The sequence below is a fragment of the Brevibacillus sp. SYP-B805 genome (assembly GCF_011059135.1).
In the GTDB taxonomy this organism is placed as follows: Bacteria; Bacillota; Bacilli; order Brevibacillales; family Brevibacillaceae; genus Brevibacillus_F.
Genome location: NZ_JAALGD010000006.1, coordinates 169542 through 190127, shown reverse-complemented (window position 1 = coordinate 190127; position 20586 = coordinate 169542). Strand labels below are relative to the sequence as shown.

At 54.5% G+C, this 20586-nt stretch carries 27 protein-coding genes; 4 read left to right on the top strand and 23 right to left on the bottom strand.

The features are described 5' to 3' along the window. Positions 1 to 193: 193 nt before the first annotated feature. The gene (gene terL / locus G3578_RS10025; protein ID WP_165212275.1) at positions 194 to 1633 is read right to left on the bottom strand and encodes a phage terminase large subunit; all 1440 of its coding nucleotides are present in this window, start codon (positions 1631 to 1633) and stop codon (positions 194 to 196) included. 280 nt (positions 1634 to 1913) lie between these two features. Continuing rightward, a complete protein-coding gene (locus G3578_RS10020) occupies positions 1914 to 2618 on the bottom strand; it encodes an HNH endonuclease (protein WP_241254552.1) in 705 nt (234 codons plus the stop codon). 453 nt (positions 2619 to 3071) lie between these two features. Here G3578_RS10020 and G3578_RS10015 point away from each other — a divergent pair, with 453 nt between their 5' ends. Beyond that, positions 3072 to 3626, top strand: coding sequence for a recombinase family protein (locus tag G3578_RS10015; protein WP_165212168.1), 555 nt, complete (start codon positions 3072 to 3074; stop codon positions 3624 to 3626). Between the two features lie 126 nt (positions 3627 to 3752). On the opposite strand, the gene G3578_RS10010 is transcribed toward G3578_RS10015, so the two are convergent. The 7 genes from G3578_RS10010 to G3578_RS09985 all read right to left on the bottom strand — a co-directional run bounded on the left by G3578_RS10010 (position 3753) and on the right by G3578_RS09985 (position 7507). Then, positions 3753 to 4130, bottom strand: a complete 378-nt coding sequence (locus G3578_RS10010) for a phBC6A51 family helix-turn-helix protein (protein ID WP_165212273.1) — start codon at positions 4128 to 4130, stop codon at positions 3753 to 3755. A 25-nt stretch (positions 4131 to 4155) separates the two neighbouring features. Further along, a complete protein-coding gene (locus G3578_RS21160; protein ID WP_277603134.1) occupies positions 4156 to 4290 on the bottom strand; it encodes a hypothetical protein in 135 nt (44 codons plus the stop codon). 656 nt (positions 4291 to 4946) lie between these two features. Next, entirely contained in the window at positions 4947 to 5798 is an 852-nt protein-coding gene (locus tag G3578_RS10005) for a hypothetical protein (RefSeq protein ID WP_165212166.1), read from the bottom strand. Beyond that, positions 5791 to 6030 (bottom strand): hypothetical protein, encoded by a 240-nt coding sequence (locus G3578_RS10000; protein WP_165212164.1) that lies wholly within the window; start codon positions 6028 to 6030, stop codon positions 5791 to 5793. The genes G3578_RS10005 and G3578_RS10000 overlap by 8 nt, the downstream gene beginning before the upstream one ends. A gap of 516 nt (positions 6031 to 6546) precedes the next feature. Continuing rightward, on the bottom strand, positions 6547 to 6723 hold the full coding sequence (locus tag G3578_RS09995) for a hypothetical protein (RefSeq protein WP_165212162.1): 177 nt from the start codon (positions 6721 to 6723) through the stop codon (positions 6547 to 6549). Further along, complete coding sequence (locus tag G3578_RS09990) at positions 6720 to 7184, bottom strand: hypothetical protein (protein ID WP_165212160.1); 465 nt, start codon at positions 7182 to 7184, stop codon at positions 6720 to 6722. Before G3578_RS09990 ends, G3578_RS09995 begins: the two co-directional genes overlap by 4 nt. Positions 7185 to 7285: 101 nt before the next feature. After that, positions 7286 to 7507 (bottom strand): hypothetical protein, encoded by a 222-nt coding sequence (locus tag G3578_RS09985; RefSeq protein WP_165212158.1) that lies wholly within the window; start codon positions 7505 to 7507, stop codon positions 7286 to 7288. Positions 7508 to 7639: 132 nt separating this feature from the next. Here G3578_RS09985 and G3578_RS09980 point away from each other — a divergent pair, with 132 nt between their 5' ends. Then, complete coding sequence (locus G3578_RS09980) at positions 7640 to 7864, top strand: helix-turn-helix domain-containing protein (RefSeq protein WP_165212156.1); 225 nt, start codon at positions 7640 to 7642, stop codon at positions 7862 to 7864. A gap of 6 nt (positions 7865 to 7870) precedes the next feature. Here the strand turns inward: G3578_RS09980 and G3578_RS09975 are convergent, their stop codons facing one another. After that, entirely contained in the window at positions 7871 to 8083 is a 213-nt protein-coding gene (locus G3578_RS09975; RefSeq protein ID WP_165212154.1) for a hypothetical protein, read from the bottom strand. A 328-nt stretch (positions 8084 to 8411) separates the two neighbouring features. Then, positions 8412 to 8786: a hypothetical protein gene (locus G3578_RS09970; protein WP_165212152.1), complete on the bottom strand. Its 375-nt coding sequence runs from the start codon at positions 8784 to 8786 to the stop codon at positions 8412 to 8414. A 121-nt stretch (positions 8787 to 8907) separates the two neighbouring features. Between G3578_RS09970 and G3578_RS09965 the strand changes: the two genes are divergently transcribed. Continuing rightward, on the top strand, positions 8908 to 9120 hold the full coding sequence (locus G3578_RS09965) for a helix-turn-helix domain-containing protein (RefSeq protein ID WP_165212150.1): 213 nt from the start codon (positions 8908 to 8910) through the stop codon (positions 9118 to 9120). On the opposite strand, the gene G3578_RS09960 is transcribed toward G3578_RS09965, so the two are convergent. The 5 genes from G3578_RS09960 to G3578_RS09940 form a co-directional block, all read right to left on the bottom strand. Next, positions 9080 to 9625: a hypothetical protein gene (locus G3578_RS09960; protein ID WP_165212148.1), complete on the bottom strand. Its 546-nt coding sequence runs from the start codon at positions 9623 to 9625 to the stop codon at positions 9080 to 9082. The genes G3578_RS09965 and G3578_RS09960 overlap by 41 nt on opposite strands. A gap of 33 nt (positions 9626 to 9658) precedes the next feature. Next, positions 9659 to 9880 (bottom strand): hypothetical protein, encoded by a 222-nt coding sequence (locus G3578_RS09955; RefSeq protein ID WP_165212146.1) that lies wholly within the window; start codon positions 9878 to 9880, stop codon positions 9659 to 9661. Beyond that, positions 9880 to 10077 carry a hypothetical protein gene (locus tag G3578_RS20900; RefSeq protein WP_241254551.1) on the bottom strand — a complete coding sequence of 66 codons (198 nt, stop codon included), beginning with the start codon at positions 10075 to 10077 and terminating at the stop codon, positions 9880 to 9882. Before G3578_RS20900 ends, G3578_RS09955 begins: the two co-directional genes overlap by 1 nt. A gap of 203 nt (positions 10078 to 10280) precedes the next feature. Beyond that, positions 10281 to 11474, bottom strand: coding sequence for an HsdM family class I SAM-dependent methyltransferase (locus G3578_RS09945; RefSeq protein WP_165212144.1), 1194 nt, complete (start codon positions 11472 to 11474; stop codon positions 10281 to 10283). Positions 11475 to 11599: 125 nt separating this feature from the next. Continuing rightward, positions 11600 to 13018, bottom strand: coding sequence for a DNA cytosine methyltransferase (locus tag G3578_RS09940; protein WP_165212142.1), 1419 nt, complete (start codon positions 13016 to 13018; stop codon positions 11600 to 11602). A 110-nt stretch (positions 13019 to 13128) separates the two neighbouring features. Here G3578_RS09940 and G3578_RS09935 point away from each other — a divergent pair, with 110 nt between their 5' ends. Beyond that, positions 13129 to 13488 (top strand): hypothetical protein, encoded by a 360-nt coding sequence (locus G3578_RS09935; RefSeq protein ID WP_165212140.1) that lies wholly within the window; start codon positions 13129 to 13131, stop codon positions 13486 to 13488. A 123-nt stretch (positions 13489 to 13611) separates the two neighbouring features. Here the strand turns inward: G3578_RS09935 and G3578_RS09930 are convergent, their stop codons facing one another. The 7 genes from G3578_RS09930 to nrdJ form a co-directional block, all read right to left on the bottom strand. Beyond that, complete coding sequence (locus G3578_RS09930) at positions 13612 to 14304, bottom strand: AAA family ATPase (protein ID WP_206529604.1); 693 nt, start codon at positions 14302 to 14304, stop codon at positions 13612 to 13614. Beyond that, entirely contained in the window at positions 14301 to 15464 is a 1164-nt protein-coding gene (locus G3578_RS20715) for a hypothetical protein (protein ID WP_206529603.1), read from the bottom strand. The genes G3578_RS09930 and G3578_RS20715 overlap by 4 nt, the downstream gene beginning before the upstream one ends. A gap of 37 nt (positions 15465 to 15501) precedes the next feature. Then, complete coding sequence (locus tag G3578_RS21380; RefSeq protein WP_165212138.1) at positions 15502 to 15852, bottom strand: 3D domain-containing protein; 351 nt, start codon at positions 15850 to 15852, stop codon at positions 15502 to 15504. A gap of 45 nt (positions 15853 to 15897) precedes the next feature. Further along, positions 15898 to 16689, bottom strand: a complete 792-nt coding sequence (locus G3578_RS09915) for a thymidylate synthase (RefSeq protein WP_165212136.1) — start codon at positions 16687 to 16689, stop codon at positions 15898 to 15900. A gap of 273 nt (positions 16690 to 16962) precedes the next feature. Beyond that, positions 16963 to 17430 (bottom strand): dUTPase, encoded by a 468-nt coding sequence (locus tag G3578_RS09910; protein WP_241254550.1) that lies wholly within the window; start codon positions 17428 to 17430, stop codon positions 16963 to 16965. Between the two features lie 19 nt (positions 17431 to 17449). Then, a complete protein-coding gene (locus G3578_RS09905; RefSeq protein ID WP_165212134.1) occupies positions 17450 to 17770 on the bottom strand; it encodes a hypothetical protein in 321 nt (106 codons plus the stop codon). Positions 17771 to 18158: 388 nt separating this feature from the next. Continuing rightward, entirely contained in the window at positions 18159 to 20498 is a 2340-nt protein-coding gene (gene nrdJ, locus G3578_RS09900; RefSeq protein WP_165212132.1) for a ribonucleoside-triphosphate reductase, adenosylcobalamin-dependent, read from the bottom strand. Positions 20499 to 20586: the final 88 nt, after the last annotated feature.

Genomic DNA, 20586 nt, shown 5'->3' with positions numbered 1-20586 from the left:
CTATGAGACCATCCCTTTCGTTCGTATCCCATCCCTTGGAAATTGAATGGACCGCCAGGCGTGGGATGGATACGCTTTTCGGGCGTCCCCTAGGCGGTCTTCGACGTAAACGGACATAAGAAAAACGCCTACCGAAGTAAGCGTTTTTTAACATCCATTTACATAAGGTGTAGTTGCGTTTATTGAAATAAGTCTATAGCCACGCTGGCTTGTCGATTACCTGTTTTTTACCGTCCTTCGCAACACGCACGGCCATTTCGAGTGCGTCCGGGAGGTCATCATGAGAGTTGCTTCCGTACCGTTCGAACTGTTCGAGAAGTAGCGCGTGCCTGCGCGAGAACTGAATGGTTCCGTTTTCAATGTCTGGGAGCAGCGCTTCAATGCGGAGCTCCTTTCGTTGTCTTTGCTTGATCTCTTTCACACGCGTATGCGACGGGTACCCCTTGGCCCGAAGCGCCTCCTTCAACTTGTGAACGAAAAACTCTTGCGCTGCCTGCGATTCGGCCGCGATTGCCGCCGGTTGGTAGTGCATGACCTTTTCGACGATAACCTTGAGGAATTCGTCGGGATGGACCCGTTCTCCCCACGCGTCGATGACATAGATGCCTCCGGTGTCCTTCCGTTTGGCAACCGTCACGATCGCCGAGTAGTCGCCGCGCGTCTTTCCCATCGCGAAGTCAACGCCCATAAAGATGTCGTATTCGTTGTGCGGGAACTTGCGGCCGGGATCGGTAGCGTCCCAATACGTAAATCGCTCGGGAACGAATACTTGGTTTTCCTCGTCCAGAGGTGTGTTCTGATACTCGGTATTGAACGCCTTGGAACCGTTATCCCATTTCCACTTCATCAGCGTCCATAACGGCTGAACGGCGGGCCACAGGACTACAGCGCCACGGTCCATCTCCTCTTTGTTCGCGAGGTAGAACGCCTCCGCGTCCTCTGCACGATTCGGGTTTTCGCGATCCGTATAAATCAATCGGCATTGTTCCCACAGGTCGCCCCGTTCTGGCGGCTCGATTACCGCCTTGAACAAACGGGACTTAAAGTCGGAGCGCTGCTCGATGATATATCGCAAGAGCGACTCCGGGTGGACCATCGTCCCCATTACGACGAACGCCGTTTTCTTGCCTGTCGGGTCACCGAGCGGCATCACTACCTGCGTAAACCAGTCGCGCATCTCTTTCCGGAGTTCCGCTGTGTTCGTGTTCTTTTTGCCCTCGAGATCATCGCAGATGATCAAATCCGGACGGTGCCCGTTCCAGTTCCGACCACGCAACGCCTGGCCGGTGGAGGCGGCCTCGACGCGCGTGAGAAGATGTTGCGCGCCCCCTTCTCTCGGCTCCCACGTAATGAACTCGGAGGAGTTATCCTTCGGGTTCTCTTGTTGTTTCGGGGACAATAAAGGCCCGAAATCCGCTCGAAGTTTTGCGTTGCTCTTGAGCTGGATTCCGAGCCATTCCATGTTCGCGGTAGACACCTGCGGCGTCTCCGATATGATGATGATGTATTTTCGCTTCCGGAACACGATTTCGTGTAACGGAAAGGCCTTTGAAAGGTACGAGGACTTCGCGTGTGAACGGGGTGCCGCCCATGCGATTTTCGCGTTAAACTCTCGGTTTGACACCGTGTTCATGATCTCGCATAATTCGTGATGAAACTCCGGGGCCTCCGAAATCGTTACCGGTATCCAGTTACCGGAGTTACCGGGATTATAGACCTCGCCAAAATACTCGTGCGCGAAGTAGAGGAGGTCGGTCTCGGCGCGGTGGATGCGCTCCAAACGCTTAAGCTCCGTTAACCACGCGCGAAGCTGTACCGCTTCGTCTGCGGTGATAGTCCCGGCGTCGAGTTTCTTACGGAGTTTGTCGCGTCCGAGACGTAGCGTGTCGATGAGTTCTTGACGGGAGTCCCGATCAAGCCAACGCCCGTTCACCCATGCCACGCTTACCGCCTCCCTCCGCCTTGTGGCCGAATTTCAACGATTTACACCGGAAAACGTATAGCTTGCCGTTAGGCTGCGTGTACTTTCGTTTGTATTCGTCTTCCGCGTCAATAAGCGTTTTATCAAGGATCGGATTATCTAGGTAGCCAATAAACTCGCCCTGTAGATAGTACTCGCCGCGGTACAACGGGTTATTAAAAATACGGTGTAATGTCGCATTGCTCCATTCACCGTTCGTTTTTGTTGGGATCGCCATCTCACGGAGAATCTCCGTAATCTGGGGCCACGTTAAATTGTCGATGTATCGCCATTTGTACATGAGACGTATTATCTGCGCCTCTTCCTCGTTTATGACCATCTCGCCGAATCGGTCGACATCGTACCCGTACGGGACTTTCCCCGCGCCCCATTTACCGGGGCGTGCCGCTTTAATACGACCTTCCTTAACGGCTTTCCCGTGTGATTCCCGGATTTTTAGGCCATGAACCTTACCGTGACACTCGCCGCAAAGTGTTGCGAGATTAGAGAGCACGTTACGCCCGCCGAGTGCTAACGGTACAATGTGATGAATGTGTAAATCGTCCTCTCTACCGCAGTTCTGACAACTTTTCGGTAGTTGCTCGAGAAATTGTCCGCGCAATCTCATGAACTCTTCGCGTGTGTTTTCGATACTCAACCGCATCTCTCCCGTTATCTTTTTGTCCCGTCAGAAGGTGAAGCAGGCGGTCCATAGCGCGACGGGAGATCGCTGTAACTTGCGGTCGCGAATCGCAAGCTGAACCGCCTTTAGCGCATAGAATCGAAAACACAAAAAGACCACCGATTAGGCATTTCGGTGGCCTTGCGTCTGCTCTCGATTCACTTTATCGCAATAAAGTCAAAGTTAATTTTTGATACGCGGATTTATCCGGGGCCTGACGACGGGACCTGCGAGGGGTGCCTTGGGGTCTGGCACTCCTCACCGTTCCGAAAACGGTCGTTTACGGGAAACCGTACAGCTCCGCGCTTGCCCAACGGTCTTATCGCATTCTCACCGCCCCATAACCCGTTCCAAAATCAAATTCCCGATATTGAACGACGACACCGTTTATGGTACGATTGGTGCATAAAGAAAACGGAGGCGATCGCGATGATCTTCGGATATGCCCGCGTTAGTACGCAAGACCAGAACCTCGACGCGCAGATTGACGTATTGAACAAATACGGTGTCGACCGGATATATCACGAGAAAATGACCGGTAAAACGAAAGAACGCCCGCAACTAGAGGAGCTTCTAAAGGTCCTCCGCCCAGGCGATAAGGTTGTCGTGTACAAACTGGATCGGATATCGCGCTCAACGAAACACTTGATCGAACTCGCCGAGCATTTCGAAAAGGCCGGCGTCGACTTCGTTTCGATCCGCGACAACATCGACACATCCACGGCGATGGGCCGGTTCTTCTTCCGCATGATGGCGAGCATAGCCGAGTTGGAACGGGACATCATCGTAGAGCGCACGCACGCCGGTCTGGAAGCCGCTAGAGCACGCGGTAGAAAGGGTGGTCGTCCGTCAAAGAATGCGGATAAGGTAGCTCTCGCGCTCGACATGTACGCAAGCAAACGGTACACCATCGAGCAGATAACGGAGGCGACTGGGCTTGGCAAGACAACGCTATACCGATATATCAACGCAAGGGCTCAGTGATGGGCCCTTTTCGTTTGTTTCGAAAATTTCCGGAGGGGTCGCGCGCCGGAGGCATGCAGCGGACAAAATTGCGGTCGTATGAAACGATACGCAACCGACCCAGCGCGAACCTACATTAATAGCGCGTTATTCCTCGTCCATTTCAGCGACCATCCGTTTGAGTTCGTCAAGGTCCGGTACCTCAGCGGTAGTCTTCGTTTCCACCTCGACCTTATCCGTAAGCAATCCAACTTGTTGCAGGAGCAATTTCGCGGCCGCCGCGTTCCCGTCTTTTATCGCGGTATCGAACATCGCCCGGTTGACGGCCGGAATCATATCGCGGACATTCCGCCTCATCTGCGCGATAAGCTCCCTCTCGAATGTCTCGTCATTCTTCCAGTTGTAAATCGTACGCTCCGATACTCCGCATTCCTTCGCGATCTCTGCGATCGTCTTACCGCCATTGTGCGGTTGTGCGAGATATCCGATTGCGATGTACTGTTCGGGTGATAAGCGTTTAGCCATCGTCAAATAGCGACCTCCTTCCGTCTTACTCTTCGAACACGAACCGGACTCTCCCGCCGCAAGAACACGTCAGACCGTAAACGCTCCAGTTCTCGTTTGATTTCTCTTCGTTCTTTTCCGGTTCAGCCCCGCATTTCTCGCACGCCATTTTAACGTCCATCAACGCCCCTCCTCCCGTAAAATATAAAAGCGCGGAACCTGGCCGGGCGCCGCGCGTTACAGTACCGTCAGTTTCGGCTCAACCAAACGGTAATGATTCGGTGCAAAACGCAGTGTTGATCCATTATACTTAACGGTCACATTGCGATCCTCATCTGTTTTATCTACGCGAAACACTCCGATATACGACACGTAAACAAGGTCGCCTCTTTCCGGCCACCTATCGCGTATCACTCGGTATTTCTTCTCTAACGCTTGGTAGCTTGTAATATGGTCGTGCATATTAACGGGAACCTCCCGGATTAAAAGATTAACGCTTCGGCCTATCGGCCTCGCGACCTTCGGCTCGTCGCTACGCTCCGCGCCTCGGTTACCCTGCCTTTCTCCGCGCAAGACATTCATGTATGATATTTCTTCGCGAAGAAGGGATGATGGCGAGGAGCCGTCAGGCGAACTCGCTCGGCGTTAGCCGATTCCTCCTCGGCTGCGTTAGCTTTACGTTGTATATAAGATAAAGAACGATTTTGCCCGTTTTGCCCCCGAAAAATCGCCGAAACCCTTGCGGCTGTAAGGCGGAAGCCACCTCGACTCGCGTGCAAAAAAGGGGACGTATCTGCCCGAAATCGTGCAAAAAAGGGGACGTATTTTTGTACGCCCCTAGTACGAATGCGCTTCGAAAAGTGCCCGGAGTGTCTCGTCTGGCTGCCCGTTCTTCCGATAAAACACATACGGATTGAGCACCGTTAGCGTCTCGCGTTTGTCCGTTCCCTTCCGCCACTCACCGACAATGCCCGCTTTCCTCAGTCGAGCGAGCGTCTCTTTCGTTTTGCTCTCCGCCATCCCAACGATTGCGGCGATTTGCCTCTCGTTAAGGAACCGGATGTCCTCGGGATTCTCCGCGAACGGGTCCGAACAAATCACGTTCGTCGAGTAGTGAACGTATGGCAACAGTTTATACACGAAACCGAAATCGGCCGCCGACATCTTGAACCGTTTGAGCGCGGTGAAAAACGTCTTGATCAGCATGTCGACGTCATCGCTCGCCTTCTTGCGGAAATGATACCGGTCGCTGATTTCGAACCGGCACCCGTGGTCAAATACGATGCTCCGCGCCTCCAACTCGCCCATGACCGTACGAGCCGTCCGTTTTGACACGTTCCATATCTTCGCGAGGTCATCGATCGTGACCGGTCGGCCGCTCGAATCGTCCGCGATCAATACGTTTGTCTCGTACTGGATATGCGGCTGCAGAAGCAGAATGTACCCGCAATATTTGCTCGAAAGGCCCTCGGTAATCTCACGGATATTCCGCATGTTGGTGAACGAGAATTTCCGCGTGTCCTTTCCGTGCTGTCTCCGACGGCGGATCGCTTCGACTTGCTCGGCGGACGAAATATAAAAGACGCGACCGAGTTCGTCGCGCCCGATATTTCCGTTGCCCATCGGCTGAATTTGACCGGTAGGCCTGCCGCTTTTGATCCTGGCGAGTTGTTGGTGTACGTTACTCATTCGCGGCCCTCCGATTCGGATTGTTCCGCTCGTACTCCGCGAGCAATCCGTTCAATCGCTCGTCGCGCCGGTATTGCCAGAATTTGCGCAAGGTCTTTTCGTGAAGGCCCGAGCAGATATATCGTTGGCCCCGCGCCTTCAAGAACTCGTGCAAATTCGGCGAGTAGCAGTAGAAAAACTCACGGGAATTGGCCGCGTGAGTTTCGTTAACAGTCGCGTGCTTACCGTTCATTTACCGTTGACCTCCGATTTCGACGTATTCTGGCGTAGCGTCTGGAATCACTTCCGCCTCAATGCGCAACTCGTACTCGCCTGGGCCCACCGGAACCAAACGCTCCTCCCATCGCAGTATTTTCACCCGCGATCACCCAACGGAAGGACCGCGATACTGGCCGGGCCCTCGATTCTGATTACGTTGCCATGTCCGTCGTCGATTTCGATATGGACACCGGGCGCAATATTATGTGTCTTTGCGCGATCCCACGGACCAATCGCGAGTTCCTTACGAATTTCCGCAAGGCATTGTGAAATCTCTCGCGTTGCCGTAAACGAGTTAGCAGCTGATAACGCAGTCAGCCGGTCTAGGTACGCGAGTAAGCCGCCTAGTCTTTGGTTGTCCATCGTGGGTTCTTCAATTCTCATCATCGTCCATCGTCATCCTTTCGTTAAATTATTAGCGCAGCAGTAAGCCGCGCCTAGCGCAATTGAATCCGTAAGGATAACGCAACCTAAATAAAGCTCCCAACCGCTAGGTCAGGAGCCCTCGTTTAGCCTGCGTTAATAATCGTCTCTCGCCGCGTTTCATCATCGCTTCTCGGAATTCTTCGATTCTGCGGCGAGTGTCATCGTATTCTTTTTCGAACTTTTCTTTCTCTTCGAGTGTTTCGCGGATACCGTCGATGATAAACCGTTCGATCTCGTTCATTCGGACACCTCCGGTCGGATGCGCGTTACTTTATCCGCAATCACATCGAACAGTTCCGGCCGATTGCTTACCGCGAACAGTTTCGTATAATCCGTGTTCGTGCGCCCTTCTTCCGGAAAGTGACGAGAAGAAGCGAGAACGGACGTATCCTCATCCGCGCAGATAACGCGGTGTAGTTCGCCTTCCCATTCGATGTATTCGCCACTCTGGAAGTTCCACGATTGCGCCCGCACCTCGTTTAACTCCCGCAGCGCTTTCGCCGCTTTATCAGCCTCGCGCCTCAACGCTTTGAGCCCCGTTAGCGCGTCCGATACGTCTACGTTGAGTGTGAGCGTGATGTCGCGTCCGGGACCGACTCCGGTTGTTGGAGCGTTAAGTCCGCCGTTATCTTCCGTAGGTTCCTTCGGCCAATACCCGTAAATATCGTTCGACTCGCGCGGCTCTTTCGTTTGATCCGCCATGTCACAACGCCTCCTAAATAAAATTAGCGCGGGTTGCCGCGCCCTAACGTAAACAAAAACGAAAGTCATCCGGTTGATTACCGGATGTCCTTTTGGTTGCGTTATGCCTGATTGTAAATATTAGGTCCGTCAATAAGGCCAATTGAGAATTTAATATCTTTTCCGTAATTGTATTTGTTAGTCCTTAATTCATACCCATCTTCATTTGGATTTTTTAGCTCGCTCTTTATTTCCTTAACAGTCTTTACTTTCTTGCCAGTCTCAGTTAGATCAATTAACCCCATTTCATCCGGAAGCTGGTTTAGGCACTCAATTAACTTCATAGCAACTCCTCCTCTTCGTTAAATCGCGTAGCCTTATAATATACCGACCCGTTATCCGTGTCAACAACTTTTTGACGCCTTATTCGTGTCATTTTATAATCGAATGCAGAGACATAAACTGAGGTGATCCCGATGCATTTGCGATCGAACCTTAAAACACTCGCGGACGCTCGGGGCGTGTCGATTCGAGAGATCGCCCGTGACATCGACTACCGCTTCGAATCCGTTCGCCAATTATACAACGATGAGATGGAGCGTTATCCGCGCGATCTCTTGGCGAAGCTGTGCGCCTATTTCGGTGTAACAGTCGCGGAGTTGCTCATCGCTGAGTCTGAAAATAAAAAGCCGCCGAATTAACGGCGACTATCGATCTTCTGCGCGGATGATGTCCTTCTCCTCACCAATCTCGCGTATAGTCAAGTTTCCCGGTGGTTTGTTATAACGACGGCCTTCTACCTCTTTTCGTTCGCGTTCTTTTTGGAAAAACAATGTAAGAGCTTGCTCCGAATCATATGCGAAAACTAATTGCATTTTGTTTTGTCCATACTCAATCAAATAGCATTTTTTGTATTCCATCTCCGCACCTCCTCCCCGCCGTTCCAATTCGATGGAGATTCGGTAATTCCTTCCAGCGTTCGAACTCCGATAGTAGCGCGTCGCCCATAGGCAATCCGCGCCGGAACGGTAAGATGTCGGAGTCCCAACGCAAGCTTACGAGTGAGCGATATTCTAACCGTCGCTCCCGGTAAGGGTATGCGCCATTGATTACGGCTCAACAGCGCGGAAAGCCGGGATCAATGATGTGCCTCATCCGCATATTTCGCAGAATCATCGGCTATGCCCTAACGGGTCCGGCATCTGACGGCTACCTGCTCCGTCCCCTTACGGTGCCTATAACGTGTTGTTACATTTTCGTATAGTTGTCGTTAACTTCACATGCAAACTCACGCCAGGCATTCCGTATAGCCGTCCGCCGCAGATCGATGCTCGACCGCTTGTCAGGCGCGGCTAAGAGACGGTCATGGCGTAGGCGCCGGTATGTTAGGCCGAACCAGTTGCCCGCGTTACGGAACCCGGCATACCGGCAGATTTCGCGGAGTTTGGTCGCGTACTCACGTTCGAGATCGATCCGTTCGTTTAGCGCGCGTTTCCACGCAAGGAGCGCCTGCGTACGTTCGGTCCGGCCAGGTGACGCGGTGAGATTCGCTACTTGGCGCGTGTACCATACGATGGCGTCAACGGTGGTCATCGTGGACAGGTCGGGGAAACCGTATAACATTCGTATCGCCTCCGTTTCACTCGTTATACTCGTATATTATCGCGACACGCTAACAGTGTCAACCACAAATTGACTCTTTATACGTGTCTGCGATATAGTATCGCTGAGAGGAGGCGATGCTATGCCCAAATTACGCTCCCGTTTGAAAGAAATCGTAGATTCACGCGGGCTCTCCATACGACAGGTAGCGCGAGACATCGACTATCGTTTCGAGTCGGTGCGTCAGATGTACAACGATGAAATGGAGCGGTTCCCGCGCGATCTTATCGAGAAGCTCTGCGCGTATCTAAACGTTAGTCCTGGCGATCTATTTCGTTTAGGTGATAACGAATAATCGGCCCCGGCGCGGTATCCTTCCGATATTGCCTACGTCTCTCCGCGTTCTTGCTCTTCGCGTAAATATCGACGAATCGGTTCTCGCGCACCGTCCGATGCCGTCGCGTTGGCGGCTTATAGGTGCGCCCATCCGTCGCGATCTCTTCCGCTAGCTTGATGTCGTACTCGCGGTTCTGTCGGACGGCAAGCTGCCACTCAGACATGAACGGATATTCCGGCGCGGTCAGTTTATTGCGGCGTTGATCCGTCAACTCCTCGTGCAGCGCCGCGTTCGCCAACCGTTCCAACTCGGCAGGGTCCGGGCGCTCGCCGGTCGACGCGATGTACTCGTCGATGAGCGCTTCGATCGCGCGGGCCCGTTCGGTGCGGTCCGGTATCGCACCCGATCGCACACCGTCGACTAGTTCGGTGACCGCGGCGGAGAAGGCGGATTTGTAGTCGGGGTTGCCTCGGAAATGCTTCGTGTCGTTATCGTTAGACTTTCGTTTATTGCGTCGACTCATTCGGTCGCCTCCATTGGTATCGTGTGAGCTAAGTCAGTCAGATGATGCCTCGACAGCAGTGCCGCGGTGAATCGAAGAGTCAAATACAACATCGAAAGTGTAATTGCTGGACTGCCCGTGATCCCATCTTGTCTCCGTTGCCTTTCCGATTCTGAAAACCCCCGGCTTTATCTCCTCGCCGAGTATGCGGATTTCTCCTGCGCAATAATGCTCGCTGGCCGGGTCGATTAGCACCTTGTCTCCCGTTCTAAACATTAGAACGCCTCCCCTCCACTCTCTATCGCTTGTTCCCACTGTTCTATCCGCGTCAACTCCCCGTAATTCCACCGCGCGAACACCGCCGCAATCCGATTCAACCCGGTAATAACGAGTCGGCTCGCGCGCTTCCGTCCACTTGCGAGGCCCATCCGCACGCCCACGTCTTCTAGCGTCAAATCCTCGACGTAATACAACCGCAGGGCCTCCCGTTGGCGAGGCGTTAGTTTAGCCGCCTCAATCGCGCTCGCCAAGTCGATCAGCACGTCACACGCCGCGTAATCGCCACGCTCGAACCTGCGCGCGCCCAACCGGTGAACGTCCGAGAGGAGTGCGTCCACTCCGTCGCGGTCGTTAAGCGCGTAGCGTACGGATAGTTCCCGGTGGCCTTTCGTTATGTCTACTCGGCAGACTCCGATGTTAAACCGCCTCCTCTTGCGTAATACTCCGCAACAATTCGGTCCATCCAATCGAAATCCCACGTTGACTCTCCGTTAATTTCCTCGCCGATCCCGAGCGTCATTTCGTTCCACATAAGAAGCGCAGTGTCCCGTTCTGGCTTGCGGAAGTAACTTTCGGCATCCCGTTGGCCCGAGCAACCATCCTGCGGGAACATATACGCTGTCACGCCGCCACCACGCGCCACCCACGACGGTTCGTGCGGATACAGGTTTTCGCGAACAAGGCCCCCGTCCGTAAACGCGTCGAGCAGTTCGTCAAGCTGCGTGAGGCCGTCGCCCCACTTGTCGGTCGAGTGCCCTTTCGCGTCCCATCCAATGTCGCGAACCTCCGCCATGAATACCGGAGGCTGCCCCTCGAAGAACTCCGCGTCGAGTCTCGTTGATTTCACGCGCCGGGCGTTCGGCGTAACCTTCCGCATGATGAGGATTTGCGTTGGCACCGTTGTTCCTACGTGTTGGAACGTTTCGCCCGGGAGCTGTATCGTCGCAATATGCCAACACGCATCGTACATGAGGCGGCGGACTTTCTCGGCCTGTTGCGAAAAGGAGATGCCTTTCGGAAGGATATACGCAATCCATCCGCCAGGCTTTGCGGCCCTTATCGCGAACTCGATAAACGCGTTCTCCGACTTGCCGCGCCATTTGCCTTTCGACTTGGATAGCGTGATCCAATCGGAGCCGTCCTCGACCTCCACCGTTTCGCCATATGGAGGGTTCCCGATCACATAATCGTAATAGTCCCGGCGATCGTGCTCGAGCGCGTTGCCCTCGATGATCTCCGCGTGAGGATAGATGAGTGACGACACTTTCGCGGAAGTCGAGTCGAGTTCAAGTCCGGTGATTTCGCAATGGTTCGGGATGTGCTCGATAAACACTCCGGACCCACACGACGGTTCCAGGACGCGGGCTCCCGGTTTGAAGCCGTCGGAGAGCCCCGCCAGCGCCTCGACCACGAACCGCGCCACGTGCGTCGGCGTAAAGAATGCGCCCCCGTTGAAGCCCTTCGGGAGCAGCCCGCCCATCGACGTGTAGTTTTCGCGCAGGAACTCGATGTCCTCGGCCGTGATCTCATCGCGCGGCTTGGCGACGATCTCCATCGAGCGGACATTCGCCTGCCAGCGCTTGCGGTCCATTTTCGCCAGTTAAACCGCCTCCTGTCGTTTGTATTGCGCCTTACAATCGAATCCACAAAACGATTTTCGTCGGTATTTAACGAAGAGAATTCCGAGCTTTCGTCCGCACCAATCGCAGCATTTCATCACACCGCCTCCTCCACGTTTTCATTCCGTATAACCTTCGTTAACTGTTCCCCCAGCGCCCGCCCGAGATACCACGCCACCCGCGAGGCCACCCCGTTCCCGACGATCCGATACTGCGCCGAGAGCGAGATGTCATCCGGCAGCACGTACCAGTCCGGAACGGATTGAATCCGCAGGCACTCGCGGACGGTGAAACGTCGTGGGAACCCGTTTATGCTCGTCACCTCATTCGGACACTTCGCGCGGTATTCGCAGATTAGCGTCCGAGCCGGATCATTACCGTCATTAACCGGGATTCCGTTTCCGTAGTTAGTCGTCGTTTTCCCATCAACAACGTTCTGGATGTATGCGGGTAGCTTCGTTTCCGGATCGTGATTCGGTGGATAGAAACAATTCGCACCTCCCGGCACATCATTCGCTCCGGCCACGATTGTTTTCGCGGGTTCGTCAAGACTTGACGCAGTGTGCCCCGGATATTCTTTTGCCGGGACGCCTCCGGTGTGATTCGGAACGTCCAGGATATTCTCCGCCTTCGCTCGTAGAATCCGCGATGGTTTGTCGAGGCTGTCGTTGTACCCGATTTGATGGTCGCGAGAGTGTTCGTATTGTGCCTGCGTCAGCGGATACGTTGAATGGTTCGACATCTGCCAATCAGGATGAGGATGAGGCATCGCACCGCCGGCGTCAGCTGCCACAGCAAGCGTTGGGGAGGGCTGATCCCAACTTGTCGGACGATAACAGAACCGATCTTTAAGTTCCCCAACGTACTTCGTTCCCTTGTGATTTGCGAACGTACCGGGCTCCGGCAAGTCCCCGATCACATCTCGCAGCACCTTTGTCCGGTAATCTTCCGGCGACGGCTCGGGAAACTCGAACGTGAACCCGAGGTCTTTGCGGATGCCGACGATGAACACGCGTTCACGCTTCTGTGCCACGCCGTAGTCCCAGGCGTTGATGAGCCGCCAGGACACGCGATAGCCGATCTCTTCAAACCTCGCGAGCAGCGCGTCAAACGTCGGGCGGTGCTTCTTCGTGATAAGTCCCTTCACGTTCTCGAAGATGAACGCCTTTGGCCGCTTCGCCTCGATGATCCGCAGGTACGCCCACACGAGCTTGCCGCGCTCACCGTTCTCGCCCGCGCCGGTCCCCGCGACCGAATAATCCTGGCACGGTGGTCCGCCGGCAATCACGTCGGCGTCCGGAATGTCGGCGGGATCAATCGCGGTAATGTCGCCGTGTACGATGTGGTCGCCGAGGTTGTGGCGATACGCTTTCACCGCGTTCTTATCGAAATCGTTTGCGTAAATCAGACGATATCCAGCGGTTTTCAAACCCACCGCCATCAGACCGCCGCCTGCGAACAGCTCCGCGACGGTCAGTCCGTTATCCGGCAATTGAGGCGTTACATTAAACGTCAAATGATCGACTCCCTTCGAGTGGATTCGCGCTAATCCTTCGTTGCAATATCGTTACTCTTTCGCGTATACTAACCGTAAGGGCCTTACGTCCGTTAGGAGGTTGATTCGTTATGCCTTTCGTTCCCCATAGCTTTGAACCGTACAATGCCGACGAGGAGCCCGCGATCACCATCGACAAGTTCGGACGCCTCTTCATCAACGCGGCCATGCGCAAGAAACTCGGATTCCCGGCGGGCCAACCGTTCAAGATGCACGTGGCCTTCGAAACGGAGACCGGGAATATTGGCGTGGCCCTGCCCGGCGATGTCAACGTGCCCGATACGGTCGCGCCCGCGAACTTCGATAAGCGCAGTTATGCGTCGGCGCGCTCGTTTATCAAAAAGCACAACGTCAAGGTCGGGAAGTACGTGTATTTTGATCGGAAGCACGGATGGTACTCGTTTCGCTTGGCTGACGCGGTGAATCCGTAAGGCCTATCGATCTTTCGTGAGGCAGGCGGTCGTCATACGGTTTTCCGTCCAGTTGGTCGTTACGCCCGTAAAAGTAACCCATCTGGTAGAAGTAACGGAGGTCATCGAAGTTGGCGGTGGTCATCAGTCGATCCCACCGCAGATTACTTCGTACTCGGACTCACAATCCTCGTCGGACATATCCACGAGTACCTCTTCGGGATAATTACATTCTTCGCGGAGAAATTTACGGTAGTCCATGGTATCGCCTTCCTTTCGGTTAATATCCACCATAATCTCGTCCACCTGCGCGTACAAATCCGCCAGGCTCCCGTTATTATCAATCTCATAATCGACCGCGAACGAATCGACGTGCTGCTCGGTATCGTGCGTGAGCGTATCGTCATCGAATTCGTCGCCTGCGTCGATCATGCGTTGGATTCGCGTTTCGTCCGAAGCGTTCACGCGGATGATGACGAAGCCTTCCGCGCGGAGGCGGGCATATTCGTTGGGCTGACGGAGGTCGGTGATTACGACGTTTGGTCCGTGATAACCGTGAGCTTCGTAATATCCGATTTCCCCTTCGATTTCCTCGAGACATTGGCGGATCCACACGTCCTCGTCGAACGCCCGCATCGCCTGCCCCACGCCTTGCAGGAGCGCGCGGGGCTTTCGGGCTTGCGCCATCTGGTCCGGGAACAACTCGCGGCAGACCTTACGGATGCCGTCGCCGAATGCGAACCGGGCGAATCCGTATTGGCTCGCGAGGTACGCCGCGACCGAATCCTTGCCGGAGCGCATCCGGCCGGTTAGGGCGAGCTTTAGCGGTTGGGTCATGCAGATACCTCCGTTTGTTCGCGTGAGTCGTCGATGATTCTTCCGATTTGATGACGGTAAATCCAATCAGACGGACACTCTGCATATTTGAACGAATTGTCGCCACGCTCCGCCGTGATCGTGAACGTTTCATCTGGCGTGTAAGCTCCGAAAAGCAAGCCGCCATTTACAATATCCCCCACGCGAACCTCCGTCGGCTGAGGCGCGTTCAGGTACTCGTCAGGCACCGGAAGCCCCAACGCTCGACGCAGCGCTATTGCCTTGCCGATGTGGACGTTGAAGCAATCGTTGGGCGCGCACTTGGCGATGCCGCGATGAATAACGTGGTTCTCTCCTAATTCTCGAACGAGCGCAACAACCGTTCTTTTCTCGCGATTAACCACGAACTCAACCCTGTCCGTAACGAAGAATCCTCCCCGGCGAGTGAAATAAACAGGCGGACTCAAGTGCTGATGGTTAGCGTCCAACAACTCCGCCACATCCCGTTTCGCTTTTTCGATGATCTCATCGCGGTGTTGTTGCGGGGATTTCGGCGCTGGCTGCGTAATCAGTTCGCGTATAGCCTTCTCGGGATTAAAATCGGCCAGCTTCGCTTTCAACGCTTCTGTTGCCGCTTTGATCGCGTCGTCAATACTCCCGTTGACCGTTACGTTGATCGTGACGTTGAATACGTCGGGTGTGGGCGATTGTTTCGGCTTCGGCTCGTTAGAAACTGGCGTGAGGACGACGTAATTTTCGGGATAGCAGCAAAGCTTCGCATGTGGGAATTCAACGTATTCAGGGCCAAGCGCGATCCCAACCTGACCAAAAGAATAAAACGGAGAATCCTTTCGAGTTGCCATCACTCGCTCGCCTTTCCGTGCCTCGCGCTTCTCCTCGCGATACCGCACACCGTCGACGATAACGATATCGGTGGGCTCGAGGACTACGTATTCATCCGCCTCGATATAACGACCGCACTGCGTAATGACATCGCCCTCGAATCCTTTGACTTCCTCATCAACTACGAAGGTGTCTCCGTTTTCGTACGGTCTTTCCGACTGTACATCCGCTGCAACAATCTTAATCCGCTCCCCCACGTTCGCCTTCCGCTTAACCTCGCGATACTCCCGCAGCACACCGTTTTCATCCGTCAGTACCGTTACCTTTTCGTTGCTCATCGTATCCCTCCCGTTTTCTTTCCGGCGTTTCCCCCTTCTACCGTATTAAACGTGCGAGTTCCGATTTCGCACAGATTGTTACGCTCAACTTCCGCCGCCCGAACCGGAGCGCCTCCGAGCGGTCCGCGATATACACGTCCAGCCTGCGCCCTTTGATCGCGCCGCCACGGTCGAGGCAAACGCGCTCGCCCACGCCTTCGATATGGACGCGCGTGCCGAACGGTATCTCTGGCGGGCAGGCGGCAGTTATGCCCTCGCGGACTCTCGCGCCGGATGCGGTAATACCGTGGGCTGGCGTGAAATCATCGCCGACCGAGTACGCGGTAACTTCGTATAACTCCGTTTCTGCGAGTGGTACGGACGTAGCGACTGAGATTGCGGTGAGCAATACGTGGATTAGCGTGATGCTTGCGATGATTACGTGCTCCTTTCGTTAGACAGCGACTTTGCCGGGGATATGCGGGTGCGGATCGTAGCCGACGATCTCGAAGTCTTCGAACGTGAAATCGTCAATGTCCGTTACCTGGCGCTTGATTACGAGTTGCGGGAGTTGGCGCGGTTCGCGTTCAAGCTGCGTCCGTACCTGCTCGATATGGTTCGCGTAAATGTGCGCGTCGCCTAGCGTGTGGATGAACTCTCCGACTTTGAGACCGGTTACGTGCGCGACCATATGCGTGAGGAGAGCGTAGCTGGCGATATTGAACGGAACGCCGAGGAATACGTCGGCCGACCGTTGGTAGAGTTGGCACGATAGGCGTCCGTTTGCAACGTAGAATTGGAACGCGAAGTGGCACGGTGGCAGCGCCATTTGGTCGAGTTCGCCGACGTTCCAGGCCGATACGAGCAGGCGGCGGCTATCGGGGTTCGTGCGGATTTGTTCGATGACATCTCGAATTTGATCTGTCGCATAATAAAGTCCGTCCCAATTTCGCCACTGCTTACCGTACACCGGACCGAGATTCCCGTGTCTATCCGCCCACTCGTTCCAGATCGTCACTCCGTTGGCGTTGAGGTACTTGACGTTGGTGTCTCCGCGCAGAAACCAAAGCAGCTCGTACGCGATCGACCGCCAGTGAAGGCGCTTTGTGGTGAGCAACGGGAACCCTTCGCGTAGATCGAACCGCATCTGATAGCCGAAGATGCTCAACGTGCCGGTTCCGGTTCGGTCGGATTTCTCAACGCCGTTTTCGAGAATGTGTCGGCAGAGTTCGTGGTATTGTCGCAATCAGCGTGCCTCCTAACAAATAATTCCCATTGTTTTGTCCTTGTGGTATTATTAGGACAAGTCCTTTCGCAAGGGCTCACAAACAGAACCAACCAATACCAAAAGGGTAAACCCGGCGCCATCAAAAGTCTGATGGGTGTCTTGGTGGGGGATAGTAGTGTGAGTCGTTTGTGAAAGGAGGTTTGTAGTGATGAAGATTAACATCGTCATCACTCCCGCGTTTCTACGGACTGTAGTTCAGATAGTTCCGTGGATCGGAATTTGGCTGCTGTCTTAACGGCAGCCTCTTCCGTTTACTTCGTACCCCTTCTTCTCACTCGTACCGTCCTGGCGTGCATGGTTCTCCGCGTTCTTTTCGCAGTACACGCGGTACACATCATCCGCAGTCAGTCCGACCTTTTGCGATAGACTGACGAGGAAGTGCCACAAGTCGATGACCTCGCCGCGCAGTTCGTCGTAATCAACCGGTTTTGGGTTCTTCCACCATTTCCAGTTGACACACGCGCGCACCTCGCTTATCTCGTCTTCGAGGGCGACCGTAAGGTCGCGCACCCATTCCTCCGTCGTCTTTTCGATACCACGTTCGTCGATAATTCGTTGGTCCAGCGCGTATTGCATATCGAAAATAGCGTCAAGTTTATCGTGAGTCATAGGCTCCCTCCGTTCGAATTTCGTTTTAATCCGCTCGCCATCGCGCAACCATTCGATAAGATCGCGTTGTTCTTGCGTGAGTCCGTACATGGGCGCGCCTCCTTTGTTGTTATCGCGAAATCTCCTGGACAACGAAAATCTTTCCGCGCTGCTCAACGATTTTGTATTTCGACGTGTCGAACTTGGACATGTCGGTGATGACGACTTCGTGATATGTCTCGTCGAGCGAGCCGGAGATAAACGCGTCACCCACATCGACTACGAATACCGCCGACAGAGCGCTTATGGTCGCGCAGATTGTTCCGAGTACGAATGCTTTGTCGCTGAAGAGGATCCACGCAAAACCCCCGAAAAAGATCGTAAGCACGATTGCAGCAATAACAAGGCCGCTCACATCCATTGTTTTCGTATAAGTGTACAAAATCTCCACGTTACCACCTCCGTTTAATCAAGCGCTTTTTCTGCGAAACAGATCACGGCCAGCAACATCGCAAACCCTGTGGTAAATGCCGGAATTTCTACGCTATACATCGCGTACGCAAAGAAATGTCCCGCCCATATCAAAGCGCAAATTCCGTTCAAAACTCGCAATGTCAAGACGACCACCTCCGTTATGATTTCGGCCGTAGCCGGGAGGAGCGCACGGGGCGCTCCCGTTTACTCCGCGAATCTATCGCATAAGTCACAGTAATACATGAAGCATCGAACGCTAATGAAATCTCGTCGCTCGCAATGCGGACACTTCGGTTTAGGAATCAACGCCACTAAACCCGCAATTACCAACGCAACGGATGCAAGAATTAAAGCAAGCGTAGGGCTCATCGAATCGGACACGCTCCCCCGACACATTCCGTTGAGGAATCAACGGCGCCTTCGTCTTCCGCCACAATTGACCCGCCGATAACCTCCCACGGCTTCGCCTTGATTCGCGCGACCATCTCCTCGTAGCGCTCCTTCGTAATCGCCTCGTATGGCATCTGCGGATACGTATCGGTCGCGTACGGAAGCAGCGACGTCGACTTAATCACGCCCTTGTACCGGTCGAGCACATCGGTAATCTCGTCGATCACGCGTTCCTCGTCGCGTTTGTCGATCTTGAGTTCGGGATTACCGAACTTATCGAGGAGCACCGTTCCGTCCGCGAAGTAGACCGGCTTCGGTTTCGCTTTGTGGAACGAGAGTGTCGCAGACACCGCGTTGTCGGACCAGTACGTGGCGAGCAACGCTTGGAGCGCGGCCTGTTCGCGGAGAGGCACGTCGCCGGCCGATTGGAGCTGCGGATGCTCGGCGGTCGGGGCCTTCACGGGGAAATCAACGACTACGGTGTTGTAGTTGTACACGTATGAGCCGTCCGGATTGAAGCCCTGGATCGCGGGCTCCACGTTGTACCCGCAATGAATCAAAACGGGGACCAACGGAGCATGCGTCGACATCCTCACGCGGCGAATCATGTACGGGGCCCAGTGATAGTGCTGACCGGGAGATACGCCCATCAGCAGCGAAATAGTTCCGGATGGCTTGACGGTCGTGACCTTGATCGAGGGGTTAGCGTCGAGCTGTTTCGCGTGTTCCTCGTTCGCGGCGCGCACCGCCTTGTACAGCGAATCAAGCGCGTTGCATACGTCTTGGTTGAAGATCGGATTGCCTTCCGCGTCAAATCCGAGGATCGCACGCTGACCAAACCGCATCAGCACCCAATCGGTGATTCCCGTGATGCCAACGCCCAGGCGACGGTGGCGGCTCACGACGTCGCGCGTAACGGCCCATTCGTACGGGCGGAACGTGATGCGGTACGCGTAACGAGTAGCCAGATACGCTACCTCGTCGTACAGCGTTTCGCCTTCGATTCCTTTCGTGATGTATTCGTGGATTCGCGGTAAGTTGATTTCGAACAGGTTGCACGGGGAACCGTTAGGTAACGTGATCTCCCCGCAGGGGTTAAACACTTCGACCTCGCCGTCGATGTTCTTTTGGAATCCGTCGATAATCCGGCCGAAGTTGCGCGAGAGATCGATATTCACATAACCTGGTTCGCCGTTATAGTAGATGTTCACGGCCATGTCCCGGAGTGTTTCGCGGTCTGTATCCGAGCCAATATCGACCGAGTTGTTCGAGGCCCAACGCCACTGACTCGCGGCTTTGTTCTTTTCGAGCGCGTAGTTCTTCGACTCGACGAATTCCTTATCCGTGTTGTCTCCGATGAAGATGAGTGCAGTACGGCGGACGTTACCGGCCACGACGCAACACCCGATGTTCTGGATAATGTCGCCCCATTCCGTCGGCGTCACGTAGTCATCCACGCGATTGTTGAGAATCTCGTTGACCTTCTGTAGCATCGCGACGAGTGGTGCGGGACCGGACGCAACGCCGCCGAATCCTTTGATATCGGCACCGCGCGGGCGAACGTCAGACACGTCGACGAACATTTTTGTGACGCCGTCGTAATGTGCATCGATTACTTCACGGAGTGCTTCCGCCCATCCCTCGCGAGAATCCTTCACACGGATAACACGGAAGCCAAAATAGGGAGCGTCCATCGTACACATCGGATTGTCATCAACGCCGAGTGGCTTCAATTCGCTTTCGTAGTCAGGGTGTTCTTTCTCGCAGACAAAACGCAGCCACAGATCGTTATTAACCTTCGGAATCTGGCTAACGTACTTGCGCTGTACGTTCACCCCGACGCCGCCGCCTTTCATCGCCTGGTCGAACGTGAACACCGGCGCGAAGGACACTTTCGGCTCGCCCCCGGGTTCGTACGGCTGCGGCCGCATCGATACGCCCCAACAGTTGTTCTCGGCGTCCCCGATCTTCTCCGCGTACTCGGTTCCGCTCATCCAGAGCCCGCGGCCCGGCGGAGACATTACGAGATTGAACGTCAGATGATAGAATCGCTCCATCTCGCGGTTGAGTTCCGCAACCTTCTCCGGGGTCAGGCGACCGATCTCCGCAAGCCGTTTCGCCTCGATCCGGAAGTTTCCCTCGGTAATCCGCCGCACCGTTTCGTCCCATCGTTCGAGAGTGCCATCCGGCTTCTTCCGCGCATACGTCCGTAGATAGATGATGTATCCGAGTCCCCCGAATCCCCATTTCGGTTGTTTACCGCGATATTGTTCGAGAAATTGTTCCGAAAGTTTTACGTCGTCAATCAGCGTCAATCTCATCGCTCCTTTTCACTGCCTCCGCTAATTCGTTTCTCTCCGTTTTCAACTCGCGCAATTTCCGCTCATGCCGCGCAATCTGCCG

Bases quoted from the DNA above. Each gene is read 5' to 3' on its own strand.
- terL (WP_165212275.1), bottom strand. From the start codon at position 1,633: ATGAACACGGTGTCAAACCGAGAGTTTAACGCGAAAATCGCATGGGCG.
- G3578_RS10015 (WP_165212168.1), top strand. From the start codon at position 3,072: ATGATCTTCGGATATGCCCGCGTTAGTACGCAAGACCAGAACCTCGAC.
- G3578_RS10010 (WP_165212273.1), bottom strand. From the start codon at position 4,130: ATGGCTAAACGCTTATCACCCGAACAGTACATCGCAATCGGATATCTC.
- G3578_RS21160 (WP_277603134.1), bottom strand. From the start codon at position 4,290: ATGGACGTTAAAATGGCGTGCGAGAAATGCGGGGCTGAACCGGAAAAG.
- G3578_RS10005 (WP_165212166.1), bottom strand. From the start codon at position 5,798: ATGAGTAACGTACACCAACAACTCGCCAGGATCAAAAGCGGCAGGCCT.
- G3578_RS10000 (WP_165212164.1), bottom strand. From the start codon at position 6,030: ATGAACGGTAAGCACGCGACTGTTAACGAAACTCACGCGGCCAATTCC.
- G3578_RS09995 (WP_165212162.1), bottom strand. From the start codon at position 6,723: ATGAACGAGATCGAACGGTTTATCATCGACGGTATCCGCGAAACACTC.
- G3578_RS09990 (WP_165212160.1), bottom strand. From the start codon at position 7,184: ATGGCGGATCAAACGAAAGAGCCGCGCGAGTCGAACGATATTTACGGG.
- G3578_RS09985 (WP_165212158.1), bottom strand. From the start codon at position 7,507: ATGAAGTTAATTGAGTGCCTAAACCAGCTTCCGGATGAAATGGGGTTA.
- G3578_RS09980 (WP_165212156.1), top strand. From the start codon at position 7,640: ATGCATTTGCGATCGAACCTTAAAACACTCGCGGACGCTCGGGGCGTG.
- G3578_RS09975 (WP_165212154.1), bottom strand. From the start codon at position 8,083: ATGGAATACAAAAAATGCTATTTGATTGAGTATGGACAAAACAAAATG.
- G3578_RS09970 (WP_165212152.1), bottom strand. From the start codon at position 8,786: ATGTTATACGGTTTCCCCGACCTGTCCACGATGACCACCGTTGACGCC.
- G3578_RS09965 (WP_165212150.1), top strand. From the start codon at position 8,908: ATGCCCAAATTACGCTCCCGTTTGAAAGAAATCGTAGATTCACGCGGG.
- G3578_RS09960 (WP_165212148.1), bottom strand. From the start codon at position 9,625: ATGAGTCGACGCAATAAACGAAAGTCTAACGATAACGACACGAAGCAT.
- G3578_RS09955 (WP_165212146.1), bottom strand. From the start codon at position 9,880: ATGTTTAGAACGGGAGACAAGGTGCTAATCGACCCGGCCAGCGAGCAT.
- G3578_RS09945 (WP_165212144.1), bottom strand. From the start codon at position 11,474: ATGGACCGCAAGCGCTGGCAGGCGAATGTCCGCTCGATGGAGATCGTC.
- G3578_RS09935 (WP_165212140.1), top strand. From the start codon at position 13,129: ATGCCTTTCGTTCCCCATAGCTTTGAACCGTACAATGCCGACGAGGAG.
- G3578_RS09930 (WP_206529604.1), bottom strand. From the start codon at position 14,304: ATGACCCAACCGCTAAAGCTCGCCCTAACCGGCCGGATGCGCTCCGGC.
- G3578_RS20715 (WP_206529603.1), bottom strand. From the start codon at position 15,464: ATGAGCAACGAAAAGGTAACGGTACTGACGGATGAAAACGGTGTGCTG.
- G3578_RS09910 (WP_241254550.1), bottom strand. From the start codon at position 17,430: ATGTACGGACTCACGCAAGAACAACGCGATCTTATCGAATGGTTGCGC.